This window comes from Pseudomonas sp. REB1044 (assembly GCF_038813925.1).
Classification (GTDB): domain Bacteria; phylum Pseudomonadota; class Gammaproteobacteria; order Pseudomonadales; family Pseudomonadaceae; genus Aquipseudomonas; species Aquipseudomonas boreofloridensis.
In genome coordinates, this window is record NZ_CP046139.1 from 681,278 (window position 1) to 692,913 (window position 11,636).

The window sequence follows — 11,636 nt, forward strand, 5'->3', positions numbered from 1 at the left end:
TCGCCAGGGCGGGCTTGCCATCAGTTGGCGACGATGTTGACCAGCTTGCCCGGTACCACGATGACCTTGCGGATGGTCAGGCCATCGAGGAAGCGCAGGACGTTCTCGTTGTTGCGGGCGGCGTGTTCGATGTCTTCGCGGCTGGCGGTGGCCGGCATTTCCACCTGGCCGCGCAGCTTGCCGTTGACCTGCACCACCAGGGTGAGGCTGTCCTGCACCAAGGCGCTCTCGTCGACGGTTGGCCAGACGGCATCGATGACCGGCTGGGCATGGCCCAGCGCCTGCCACAGAGCGTGCGAGAGGTGCGGCGTGATCGGTGCCAGCAGCAGGGTCACCGCTTCCAGGCCCTCGTGCAGCAGTGCACGGTCCTGCGCGGTGGCCTGCGGCGCTTTCTCCAGCACGTTCATCAGCGTCATCACCTGGGCGATGGCGGTGTTGAACTTGTGGAACTGGCCTACATCGGTGCTCGCTTGCTTGATGGCCGCGTGGATAGCGCGGCGAATGACCTTCTGCGCATCGTCCAGCGCGGCGATGTCGAGGCTGCCCGGCAAACCTTGGGCGACATGGCCCTGGGCCAGACGCCAGACCCGACGCAGGAAGCGGCTGGCGCCTTCGACGCCGGAGTCGGACCATTCCAGGCTCATGTCCGGTGGCGAGGCGAACATCATGAACAGGCGGCAGGTGTCGGCGCCGTAGGCGTCGATCATGGCCTGCGGGTCGACGCCATTGTTCTTCGACTTGGACATCTTCTCGGTGCCGCCGATTTCCACCGGCAGGCCATCGGTCTTCAGGCGTGCGCCGATGATCTTGGCCTTGGCGTCGCGCTCGACTTCGACGTCGGCGGGATTGAACCAGTCCTTGCCACCGTTGCTGGCCACACGGAAGTAGGTCTCGGCGACCACCATGCCTTGGGTCAGCAGGTTCTTGAACGGCTCGTTGGAGGTGACCAGGCCTTCGTCGCGCATCAGCTTGTGGAAGAAGCGCGCGTAGAGCAGGTGCAGGATGGCGTGTTCGATACCGCCGATGTACTGATCGACCGGCAGCCAGTGGTTGGCCGCTTTCGGGTCGACCAGGCCTTGGTCGTAGTGCGGCGAGGCGTAGCGGGCGAAGTACCAGGACGACTCGACGAAAGTGTCCATGGTGTCGGTTTCACGCTTGGCCGGGCTGCCGCATTTCGGGCAGGTGCACGCGTAGAACTCGGGCAGGCGCGCCAGCGGCGAGCCGGCGCCGTCCGGCACCACGTCTTCGGGCAGGCGCACCGGCAGTTGGTCTTCCGGCACAGGCACGTCGCCGCAGGACGGGCAATGGATGATCGGGATCGGGCAGCCCCAGTAGCGCTGGCGGCTGATGCCCCAGTCGCGCAGGCGGAACTGGGTACGCGACTTGCCGAGTTGCTTGCGGATCAGGGCCGCTTCGATGGCGTCGAACGCGCCGGCGAAGTCCAGGCCGTCGAACTCGCCGGAGTTGATCAGCACACCGTGCTCACCGTAGGCGGCGTTCCATTCGGCGCCGACGTCATCACCGGCGCTGGTGCGCACCACCGCCTTGACCGGCAACTGGTACTTGCGGGCGAACTCGAAGTCGCGCTCGTCGTGTGCCGGGACAGCCATCACCGCGCCGTCGCCGTAGTGCATCAGCACGTAGTTGGCGACCCATACCGGCAGCTTCTCGCCGGTCAGTGGATGCTCGACCCGCAGGGAAGTGGCCATGCCCTTCTTCTCCTGGGTGGCCATGTCGGCCTCGGCGACGCTGCCGCTCTTGCACTCGTCGATGAACGCCTGCAGCGCCGGATTGCCCTGGGCGGCCTGGGTGGCCAGCGGGTGCTCGGCGGCGACGGCGACATAGGTGGCGCCCATCAGGGTATCGGGGCGGGTGGTGAAGACTTTCAGTGCACCGGACTGGCCGATGCTGGCCTGATCGTAGGGGAACTGCACTTCCATGCCGCGCGACTTGCCGATCCAGTTGCGCTGCATGGTCTTGACCTGCTCGGGCCAGCCCGGCAGTTCGTCGAGGCTTTCCAGCAGTTCGTCGGCGTAGTCGGTGATGCGGAAGTAGTACATCGGGATTTCGCGCTTCTCGATCAGCGCGCCCGAACGCCAGCCGCGGCCGTCGATGACTTGCTCGTTGGCCAGCACGGTCTGGTCGGCCGGGTCCCAGTTCACGGTCCCGTTCTTGCGGTAGATCACGCCTTTTTCGAACAGGCGGGTGAACAGCCACTGCTCCCAGCGGTAGTAGTCCGGCTTGCAGGTGGTGACTTCACGCGACCAGTCGATGGCCAGGCCCAGGCTCTTGAGCTGGGTCTTCATGTAATCGATGTTTTCGTAGGTCCACTTGGCCGGCGCGACGTTGTTCTTCATCGCCGCGTTTTCCGCCGGCATGCCGAAGGCGTCCCAACCCATCGGTTGCAGGACGTTCTTGCCCAGCATGCGCTGGTAGCGGGCGATCACGTCGCCGATGGTGTAGTTGCGCACGTGGCCCATGTGTAGCTTGCCGCTCGGGTACGGGAACATCGACAGGCAGTAGTAGGTGTCCTGGCCTGGCTGTTCGGTCACAGCGAACGATTGTTGCTCGTCCCAGAAGGACTGGGCGGCGGCTTCGATATCACGGGGCTGGTATTGTTCGTGCATGGCTACTTTTAATGAGAGAGGGAGACCTTGTTTCCAGGCAGCGCAACCTCGCTGCGTCCGGCACTCCGGTGGCGGTGAGAGTGAACGGCCTAGCATACATGAGCGCCGCGCGTTCGGGGAAACGCTGAATGTGATTGGCGCAGTGCGCTCCGTTTGTCGCGACGGGCAGCTGCTTTGCGCAGCGCCGCTAAGCTGTTCGGAGGGGGAAGATATTCTGACCTTCAATGAGGTGAACGATGGGAGAGTCGCAGCTAACCGCAATCAAACCCGAGCTCTATGAGCGTCTGATCGACCGGGTGGGCCTGGCCTTGGAAGTGGCCAGGACATCCGCCGGCTTGCGTGATGAAATGCCCGCCGAACTGGAACTGCGGGACCTCAGCCCGGCGGAGTTCCGGGTGATCAAGGCCTATCTGGACCGCCTTCCCGAGCACCGGTTCGCCCGCCCTGGCAGCGGTACGTCGGCAGACGCCGGGCGCGGCAAGATCGTCTGGCTCAAGGATCGAACGCGCCCCGCGTCCGTGTCCGGTTCCAGGAAGCAAACGGCCCGCTAGTGGGCCTGCACCGGTGATTTGACCACCTTGGCGATCGGGGCCGGGCACTTGTGGCCCGGCCCCGTTGCTTTTAGGCTGCACGCCTTGCCGGAGGTATGCATGCCGATTCGATTCTTCATTAAACACTGGTTGATGCCGCCAGGTCTGCTGCTGCTGTTACTCGTGGCAGGCTGGTGGTTGCGCAGACGCCGGCCACGCGTGGCGGCGCTGTGTTTTGCCCTCGGACTGGGCGGGTTGTGGCTGATGAGCCTGCCGCTGGTGGTGCAGGAGTCGGCCCGAGTGCTGGAGACCGAGGCGCCGCTGGCGCCGCAGGCGTGGGCAACGCTGTCCCGGCGCGCCGATGCCATCGTCATTCTCGGTGCCGGGCGTGAACGTGGCGATCCGGCCTGGGGCGGTGACGATCAGCCCAGCCCTTCGGCGCTGGAGCGCATGCGTTACGCGGCGCAGTTGGCCAAGGCCTCGGGCCTGCCGGTGTTGACCAGTGGTGGACTGCACTACGGCACGCCGCCGAGCGAGGCGCAGTTGATGGCGCAGCGTCTGCAAGCCGATTTCGGCGTGAACGTGACCTGGAAGGAAGAGGCCAGCCGCACTACGTGGGAAAACGCCCGCTTCAGTGCCCAGATGTTGCAACCGCTGGGCATCCGGCGCGTGGTCGTGGTGACCCAGGCCTGGCACATGCCGCGTTCGCGCTGGAGCTTCGAGCAGGTCGGGTTCGAGGTGGTGCCGGCGCCAGTGGGCTTCCTTGGCGCCGATCACGCGCGGCCATTTGCCGGGCTGCTGCCGGAGAGCCGGGCGATGTGGCAGAACGGGCAGTTGCTCAATGAGGCCGTCGGGCTGGTGGGGTATCGGTTGTTCTACTGATCCGCTGTCCCTGTAGACGCGGCGCAACGCCGTTTCTACAGGGACCAAAGGCGATGCTCACGCGGTCTTGGCGATGCGCCCGGCCAGCAGCGCCCAGCCCATCAGCAGCAGGCAGATGATCGCCAGCGGCCATGAGCGCCATTGCAGATACGGCGTGAGTTGCTGCATGGGCACCACCTCGCCATACAGGATCGCCTGCTGGAACTGCGGGATCTGCGTGGTGATCTTGCCGAACGGGTCGATCAGCGCGGTAACGCCGTTGTTGGTGGCACGGATCATCCAGCGACCGGCCTCCAAGGCGCGCATCTGCGCCATCTGCAGGTGCTGCAACGGCCCGATCGAGGTGCCGAACCAGGTGTCGTTGCTGATGGTCAGCAGCAGGTCGCTGCGCGCGGCCAGGCCTGCGGCGAACTCGGGGTAGACCACTTCGTAGCAGATGTACGGCGCGATCTGATAGCCCTTGGCCTGGAGCAGTGGCTGGTCATCAGGCCCGCGGGCGAAGTCGGACATCGGCAGATTGAAGAACTCGATCAGCCCGCGCAGCATGTCTTGCAGCGGCACGTACTCGCCAAACGGCACCAGCTTCTGCTTGAGGTAGGTGCCATCGCCTTCGCCGGTGACGGTGATGCCGTTGAAGTAGCGGCGCTGCTGGTGCACCACCTGACGCACCGGCACGCCGGTGATCAGCGCCGCATGACGGTCCGCGGCGAAGCTGCCCATCATGTCGATGTAGCCTTGCGCCTGATCCTTGAGCACCGGCACCGCCGTTTCCGGCCACACTACGATGTCGGCCGGCTGCGAGCGCAAGGTCATGTCTCGGTACAGCGCCAGCTGCGCGTTTACGTGGGCCGGGTCCCATTTCACTTCCTGCTCGACGTTGCCCTGAACGGCGGCGACTTTCAGCGGGTCGCCGGCCGGGCGGGTCCAGGCGTGGCCTTTCAGGCCCAGGCCGAGCACCCAGGGCGCTATCAACAGCACTGCGCCGACAGCGAAGAACGAAGGACGTGCGCGCAGGCGCGACAGGTTGCACAGCAAGGCTGCCGACAGCGCCAGGGCAAAGGAGATCAGCCACACGCCGCCCAGCGGTGCCAGGCCGGCCAGCGGGCCGTCGAGTTGGCTGTAGCCGGCGTAGAGCCAGGGGAAACCGGTGAGGAACCAGCCGCGGAAGGCTTCCTGCAACAGCCACAAGGCGGCGAAGCACAAGGCATCGGCCAGCGGCGCCTCGGTGCGGCGCAGCCAGCGCGCCCAGAGCCAGGCTGGCAGGGCGAAGAACCAGGCGATGGCGGCGAAGAACGCCACCAGCAGCAGGGTGGCCAGCAGCGGCGAGGCACCGCCGTAAGTGTTGATGCTGACGTAGATCCAGCTGGTGCCGGCGCCATACAGGCCGAAACCGTAGCACCAGCCGCGCCCCAGTGCCTGACGCGGGCTGAGCTCGCGCAGGCCGAGGTAGAACAGCATGATCGACAGCAGCGCGATCGGCCACAGATCGAACGGCGCCAGGGCCAGCGAAGTGGAGGCGCCGGCCACCAAGGCCAGCAGGTTACCGGGCCAGCCGGGGCGGGTGATCCAGCGCATGGTCGTCCTTAACGGGTGATCGGGGTCAGGCGCAGCAGGTGCACGCGGCGGCTGTCGGCGTTGAGAATGCGGAAGCGGTAGGCGCCGATTTCAGTGGTCTCGTTGCGCTTGGGCAGGTGGCCGAAGGCGCTCATGACCAGACCGCCGACGGTGTCGAACTCATCGTCCGAGAACGCGCTGTCGAAGAACGCATTGAAGTTCTCGATGGGGGTCAGGGCCTTGACCAGGAAGTCGCCGCTGGGCAGCGGCTTGATGTAGCTGTCCTCCTCGACGTCGTGCTCGTCCTCGATGTCGCCGACGATCTGTTCGAGCACGTCCTCGATGGTGACCAGCCCGGCCACGCCGCCGTATTCGTCGATGACCACGGCCATGTGGTTATGGTTGGCGCGGAATTCGCGCAGGAGCACGTTCAGCCGCTTGGACTCGGGCACGAAGGTGGCCGGACGCAGCAGGTCCTTGATGTTGAAGCTGTCGCCGTTCTCCTTGAGGATCAGCGGCAGCAGGTCCTTGGCCAGCAGGATGCCGAGCACATCGTCATGGCTCTCGCCGATCACCGGGTAGCGCGAGTGCGCGGCGTCGATCACCGCCGGCAGGAATTCGCGAGGCGACTGGCTGGCCTTGATGCTGATCATCTGCGAGCGCGGCACCATGATGTCGCGCACCTGCAGGTCGGCGACCTGGATGGCGCCTTCGACGATGGTCAGCGCTTCGCTGTCGAGCAGCTTGTTCTGATGGGCTTCGCGCAGCAGCTCGAGGAGCTCCTGGCGGTTTTTCGGCTCATGGGCAAAAGCCTGGGTCAGCTTACCCAGCCAGGACTTTTGCCCGTTGCTCGATCGATCTTCGCTCATGGCGGTGTACTCGTGGTCCTTGCAATGGTCAGTGGGTGATTGAATCGGTGTCGTCGTCGGCGTAGGGGTCGGGATGACCCAGTTCGGCCAGCAATTGGCGTTCCAGCGCTTCCATTTCCTCGGCCTCATCGTCGTCGATGTGGTCGTAGCCCAGCAGGTGCAGGCAGCCGTGGATCACCAGGTGCGCCCAGTGCGCCTCCAGCGACTTGCCTTGTTCGGCGGCCTCGCGCTCGACGACGGGTACGCAGATGACCAGGTCGCCGAGCAAGGGAATATCCAGCAGTTCGTCGGGCACGTCAGCCGGGAAGGACAATACGTTGGTCGCATAGTCCTTGTGCCGGTAGGTGTGATTGAGCGCGCGGCCTTCGTCTTCCTCGACCAGGCGAATGGTCATTTCCGAGTCGGCGCTGCGCTGGCGCAGAGCCAGTTCGCACCAGCGGCGGAAGGCGGCGTCGTCTGGCGCCGCCGCCTCGGTGGCCCGTTGCAGGTCGAGTTCAAGCATCGTTGCCGCGCGCCTCGGGCTTGGCCTGAGCGGCCTCGAAACGGTCGTAGGCTTCGACGATGCGCTGCACCAGCGGGTGACGTACCACGTCCTTGGGCTGGAAGTGCGTGAAGCTGATGCCGGGCACATCCTTGAGCACGTCGATGACGTGGGCCAGGCCCGACTTGGTGCCACGCGGCAGGTCGACCTGGGTGATGTCACCGGTGATCACCGCCGTGGAGCCGAAGCCGATACGGGTGAGGAACATCTTCATCTGTTCCAGGGTGGTGTTCTGGCTTTCGTCGAGGATGATGAAGCTGTTGTTCAGCGTGCGACCGCGCATGTAGGCCAACGGGGCGATCTCGATCACCTGGCGCTCGATCAGCTTGGCCACGTGCTCGAAGCCGAGCATTTCATACAGGGCGTCGTACAGCGGGCGCAGGTAGGGGTCGATCTTCTGTGCCAGGTCGCCTGGCAGGAAGCCGAGCTTTTCGCCGGCCTCGACCGCCGGACGCACCAGCAGGATACGGCGCACCTGCTCGCGTTCCAGGGCATCGACGGCACAGGCCACGGCCAGGTAGGTCTTGCCGGTACCGGCCGGGCCGATGCCGAAGTTGATGTCGTTGGCCAGGATTTCCTTGACGTAGCGCTGCTGGTTGGCGCCGCGCGGACGAATGTTGCCCTTGCGCGTGCGCAGCGAGACGCTGACTTCGTTGACGGCGGGATTGTCGATGTTCTCCACGGCCGATTCCTGGAGATAGAGGTGGACCGTTTCCGGCGACAGCTCGATGGCCTTGGTCTCGCGGTAGAGACGGCGCAGCAGTTGTTCGGCGGCGGAGGTGGTCTTGGGTTCGCCGATCAGTTCGAACTGATTGCCGCGGTTGCGGATCTCGATGGCCAGGCGTTGTTCGATCAGGCGCAGATGCGCGTCGAACTGGCCGCACAAGTTGGCGAAACGGTGGGCCTCGAAGGGTTCGAGGGTGAAACGATGGGGTTGTATGGGTGCGTTCAAGGTCGGTTCAAGGCGCTCGACGAAGGATGTGAAACGAAGAATAACCCTTGATCGGTGGTGGCGAAAGCTCTGAAGCGATCAAGGGTATGGGGCACTGTGGCAGAGGTATCTGACCGTTGCGCGACAGATCGGTTGCATGCGCACTGCTCAAGGCAGTGGCGAGAACGGCGTGCGGCCTTCGGCGCTCTGCAGCTCCAGCAGGTACTTGCGGAAGATCTGACCCAGTACCTGGGTAGCGTGTTCCAGTTCTTCTCGCGACATCTGCTCGGTCACCTCGTCGGCCAGGTCCAGGGCGTCTTCGGCGCCGTTGACCGCGGCAATCTTGAGCAGGATGTAGGCCTGGACGTGATTGGCCTGAACCCCTTCACCGCGCATGAACATGCCGCCCAGGCGGTACTGGGCCTGGGCGTGCCCCTGCAGCGAGGCTTTTTCGAACCAGTTCAGGGCCTTGTTCAGGTCCTTGGGGGCCTGGTTGCCGCTGTAGTAGAACTCGCCGAGTTCGTACTGCGCCTGAGCATCGCCGGCCTCGGCACTCTGCGCGCAGGCGTTGAGTGCGTTCTCCAGGTCTTGCGGCTGGGCGTTGAGAGTGCAGCGGCCCGTCGCTGGAATCAGCAACGAATTGCCGCCCTCTGCCAGGGCCAGCAGGGGCTGAAGAAGCAACAGGCAGCCCAGCGTCAGGGCACGGCCGGTGCGGTTCATGGGGATCGACTTACCTCTGCAAAGCTGCGGCCAATGTCGTTGATGGCACATTATGGGATAAGCAGCGCCTACCTTACAAAGTTTTACTCTAATTTATCTGAGCACAAAGACATCGGCCGCCGGTGCCTGGACCATCGTGCCTGACGCCCACTGGGGAAGAGGGCGCCAGGCAGGGGGACGATGCCGTTTATTTCAGCGCCGCGAAGGCCTTTTCCGCCGCATCCAGGGTGATCTTCAACTCGGCTTCGCCGTGGGCGATGGAGGTGAAGCCCGCCTCGAACGCGCTTGGCGCCAGGTACACGCCGCCGTCGAGCATCAGGTGGAAGAAGCGCTTGAAGCGCTCGGCGTCGCTGGCCATGACGTCGTCGAAGGTAACGATGTCGTCGGCGCCGCTGAAGTACAGGCCGAACATCGCACCCGCCTGCGTGGTGACGAACGGGATGCCGGCGGCGTCGGCGCGCTGCTGCAGGCCGTAGAGCATGCGGCTGGTGAAGGCCGTCAGTTCGTCGTGGAAGCCCGGACGGCTGATCAGCTTCAGGGTGGTCAGGCCGGCGGCCATGGCCAGCGGGTTGCCCGACAGGGTGCCGGCCTGGTAGACCGGGCCGAGCGGGGCGATGCAGCCCATGATCTCGCGCTTGCCGCCGAAGCAGCCGACCGGCATGCCGCCACCGACGATCTTACCGAAGGTGGAGAGGTCCGGCGTGATGCCGTAATGGCCTTGAGCGCCGCCGAGCGAGACGCGGAAGCCGGTCATCACTTCATCGAAGATCAACACCACGCCATGCTGGTCGCACAGGCTGCGCAGGCCTTCGAGGAAGCCTGCGGCCGGGGGCACGCAGTTCATATTGCCGGCTACCGGCTCGACGATGATGCAGGCCACGCTCTGGCCCACGTCGGCCAGGGTCTTTTCGACGGCGGCCAGGTCGTTGAAGGGCAGGGTCAGGGTGTGCTTGGCGAAGTCCGCCGGCACCCCGGCCGAGCTCGGCACGCCCTGGGTCAGCAGGCCGGAACCGGCCTTGACCAGCAGGCTGTCGGAGTGACCGTGGTAGCAGCCTTCGAACTTGATGATCGCGTCGCGGCCGGTGTAGCCACGGGCCAGGCGAATGGCGCTCATGGTCGCTTCAGTGCCGGAGCTGACCATGCGCACCATCTCCATCGACGGCACCAGCGAGCAGACCAGGTCGGCCATCTCGGTTTCCATGGCGGTCGGGGCACCGTACGACAGGCCGTGCTCCAACTGACGGCGCACCGCGTCGAGCACCTGCGGATGGCCGTGGCCGAGGATCATCGGGCCCCAGGAACCGACGTAGTCGACGTAGCGCTTGTCGTCTTCATCGACCACATAGGCGCCTTCGGCGTGCTTGAAGAACAGCGGCGTGCCGCCGACGCTCTTGAACGCGCGAACGGGCGAGTTGACGCCGCCGGGAATGTGTTTCTGGGCTTGGGCGAACAGTGTTTCGGAACGGGACATGGGATCGTCTCTCGAAGTCAGCAAGCGAACAAAGCATTGAAGGCGCGGGCGCGGCGGGTCACTTCCTGCGCGCTGTCGGCACCGAACAGGCCGTGGATCACCGCCAGCAGGTCGGCGCCATGGGCGACCAGTGCGGCGGCGTTGTCGAGGGTGATGCCGCCGATCACGGCGATCGGCAGCGTGAGCTGGGCGCGGGCCTGGCCGATGAGCTCGAGGCTGGCAGCCGGAGCGCCGGGCTTGGTCTGGGAATTGAAGAAGCGGCCGAAGGCCACGTAGCTGGCGCCTTCGGCGGCGGCCTGCTCGGCCAGCGCCAGGCTGGCGTGGCAGGTGGAGCCGATGATGGCCTGGCGCCCTAGCAGGGCACGGGCCGGGGTCAGCGGACCGTCGGTCTGCCCCAGGTGCACGCCGACGCCCAGGCGCGCCGCCAGTTCGGCGTCGTCATTGATGATCAGCGCCGTACCGTAGCGCTCGCACAGCCTCATCAGGGCCTCGGCCTCGCGCAGGCGGCGTGCGGTGTCGTCGCCCTTGTCGCGGTATTGCAGCAGGCAGACGCCGCCTTCCAGGGCCGCTTCGACGTGCGCCAGAAAGCGCCCGGCGAGCAGTTGGCTGTCAGTGATGGCATACAGGCCACGTAGCTTCATGGGACGGCCTCGTGTCAGTGGCAGAAATCCAGGGGCAGGCGCCGTGGCACGTACTGGCCGCGACCCAGTCGCTCGGCGTCGCGCAGGGTGCGCCAGGTGTAGTCCAAGGCGCTGCGCACGGCGCTGACCAGTTCCTCGCCCAGGGCCAGGCGTCCGGCCAGGGCGCTGGCCAGGGTGCAGCCCGAGCCGTGGTAGCTGCCGGGCAGGCGTTGGCAGGTCCAGGTGTGCTGCTGGCCGCTGCGGCTGTACAGACGGTTGTGGATCTCCACTTCGTCGCCATGGCCGCCGGTGATCAGCAGATGCTCGCAGAACGGCAGAAGTTTCTCCGCGCAGTCGTCGGCGCTGCCAGACGGCAGGTCGGCGAGGATGCGCGCCTCGGGCAGGTTCGGCGTGGCGATGGTGGCCCGGGGCAGCAGGCGCTCGCGCAGGGCGTAGCCCACTTCATCCTTGCCCAGTCGACCGCCGCCACCGGCGCGCAGCACCGGGTCGCAGACCAACGGCACGTGCGGGTGAGCGGCGAGCAGTTCGGCGACGGTGTCGACCATCTCGATGGAGCCGAGCATGCCCAGCTTGACCGCCGCCACGGGCGAATCGGCCAGCACCGCATTGGCCTGCGCCAGTACCCACTGGCGGTCGAGCACGCGGAAGTCGGACACATCGACGGTATCCTGCACGGTCAGGGCGGTCACGGCGGGTGCGGCGTGACAGCCCTGGGCGATCAGGGCTTCGATATCTGCCTGCAGACCGGCGCCGCCACTGGGGTCGTGGCCGGAAAGACAGAGGACAACGGGACGGGAGCTGTAGGTATTCATGGTCGGCGAGCTTACCACCAAAGCGTTCATAACGGATTCGCCGGTGAGGTAGACAGCC

General features: G+C 65.6%; 11 protein-coding genes. 2 read left to right on the forward strand and 9 right to left on the reverse strand.

The features are described from left to right. Window positions 1-20: 20 nt before the first annotated feature. Window positions 21-2,627 (reverse strand): leucine--tRNA ligase, encoded by a 2,607-nt coding sequence (gene leuS / locus GKC70_RS03150; RefSeq protein WP_342650406.1) that lies wholly within the window; start codon window positions 2,625-2,627, stop codon window positions 21-23. Window positions 2,628-2,863: 236 nt separating this feature from the next. On the opposite strand from leuS, the gene GKC70_RS03155 reads away from it, so the two are divergent. Both GKC70_RS03155 and GKC70_RS03160 read left to right on the forward strand, forming a co-directional pair. Next, on the forward strand, window positions 2,864-3,178 hold the full coding sequence (locus GKC70_RS03155; protein ID WP_342650407.1) for a hypothetical protein: 315 nt from the start codon (window positions 2,864-2,866) through the stop codon (window positions 3,176-3,178). A gap of 99 nt (window positions 3,179-3,277) precedes the next feature. Then, window positions 3,278-4,039 (forward strand): YdcF family protein, encoded by a 762-nt coding sequence (locus GKC70_RS03160; RefSeq protein ID WP_342650408.1) that lies wholly within the window; start codon window positions 3,278-3,280, stop codon window positions 4,037-4,039. A gap of 57 nt (window positions 4,040-4,096) precedes the next feature. On the opposite strand, the gene lnt is transcribed toward GKC70_RS03160, so the two are convergent. The 8 genes from lnt to GKC70_RS03200 all read right to left on the reverse strand — a co-directional run bounded on the left by lnt (window position 4,097) and on the right by GKC70_RS03200 (window position 11,578). Further along, a complete protein-coding gene (gene lnt / locus GKC70_RS03165; protein WP_295488590.1) occupies window positions 4,097-5,614 on the reverse strand; it encodes an apolipoprotein N-acyltransferase in 1,518 nt (505 codons plus the stop codon). Window positions 5,615-5,622: 8 nt separating this feature from the next. Further along, complete coding sequence (locus tag GKC70_RS03170) at window positions 5,623-6,462, reverse strand: HlyC/CorC family transporter (protein WP_029611926.1); 840 nt, start codon at window positions 6,460-6,462, stop codon at window positions 5,623-5,625. A 28-nt stretch (window positions 6,463-6,490) separates the two neighbouring features. Beyond that, window positions 6,491-6,964 (reverse strand): rRNA maturation RNase YbeY, encoded by a 474-nt coding sequence (gene ybeY, locus GKC70_RS03175; RefSeq protein WP_039580578.1) that lies wholly within the window; start codon window positions 6,962-6,964, stop codon window positions 6,491-6,493. Next, window positions 6,957-7,955, reverse strand: a complete 999-nt coding sequence (locus tag GKC70_RS03180) for a PhoH family protein (RefSeq protein ID WP_039580574.1) — start codon at window positions 7,953-7,955, stop codon at window positions 6,957-6,959. The genes ybeY and GKC70_RS03180 overlap by 8 nt, the downstream gene beginning before the upstream one ends. Before the next feature lie 147 nt (window positions 7,956-8,102). Beyond that, window positions 8,103-8,654 (reverse strand): tetratricopeptide repeat protein, encoded by a 552-nt coding sequence (locus tag GKC70_RS03185; protein ID WP_029611925.1) that lies wholly within the window; start codon window positions 8,652-8,654, stop codon window positions 8,103-8,105. 187 nt (window positions 8,655-8,841) lie between these two features. Further along, complete coding sequence (gene hemL, locus GKC70_RS03190; RefSeq protein WP_342650409.1) at window positions 8,842-10,125, reverse strand: glutamate-1-semialdehyde 2,1-aminomutase; 1,284 nt, start codon at window positions 10,123-10,125, stop codon at window positions 8,842-8,844. A gap of 17 nt (window positions 10,126-10,142) precedes the next feature. Continuing rightward, window positions 10,143-10,766, reverse strand: a complete 624-nt coding sequence (thiE, locus tag GKC70_RS03195) for a thiamine phosphate synthase (RefSeq protein ID WP_116889355.1) — start codon at window positions 10,764-10,766, stop codon at window positions 10,143-10,145. A 14-nt stretch (window positions 10,767-10,780) separates the two neighbouring features. Beyond that, window positions 10,781-11,578 carry a hydroxymethylpyrimidine/phosphomethylpyrimidine kinase gene (locus tag GKC70_RS03200; protein WP_039583283.1) on the reverse strand — a complete coding sequence of 266 codons (798 nt, stop codon included), beginning with the start codon at window positions 11,576-11,578 and terminating at the stop codon, window positions 10,781-10,783. Window positions 11,579-11,636 lie beyond the last annotated feature (58 nt).

Coding starts and splice junctions, on each gene's coding strand:
- leuS (WP_342650406.1), bottom strand. CDS start 2,627: ATGCACGAACAATACCAGCCCCGTGATATCGAAGCCGCCGCCCAGTCC.
- GKC70_RS03155 (WP_342650407.1), top strand. CDS start 2,864: ATGGGAGAGTCGCAGCTAACCGCAATCAAACCCGAGCTCTATGAGCGT.
- GKC70_RS03160 (WP_342650408.1), top strand. CDS start 3,278: ATGCCGATTCGATTCTTCATTAAACACTGGTTGATGCCGCCAGGTCTG.
- lnt (WP_295488590.1), bottom strand. CDS start 5,614: ATGCGCTGGATCACCCGCCCCGGCTGGCCCGGTAACCTGCTGGCCTTG.
- GKC70_RS03170 (WP_029611926.1), bottom strand. CDS start 6,462: ATGAGCGAAGATCGATCGAGCAACGGGCAAAAGTCCTGGCTGGGTAAG.
- ybeY (WP_039580578.1), bottom strand. CDS start 6,964: ATGCTTGAACTCGACCTGCAACGGGCCACCGAGGCGGCGGCGCCAGAC.
- GKC70_RS03185 (WP_029611925.1), bottom strand. CDS start 8,654: ATGAACCGCACCGGCCGTGCCCTGACGCTGGGCTGCCTGTTGCTTCTT.
- hemL (WP_342650409.1), bottom strand. CDS start 10,125: ATGTCCCGTTCCGAAACACTGTTCGCCCAAGCCCAGAAACACATTCCC.
- thiE (WP_116889355.1), bottom strand. CDS start 10,766: ATGAAGCTACGTGGCCTGTATGCCATCACTGACAGCCAACTGCTCGCC.
- GKC70_RS03200 (WP_039583283.1), bottom strand. CDS start 11,578: ATGAATACCTACAGCTCCCGTCCCGTTGTCCTCTGTCTTTCCGGCCAC.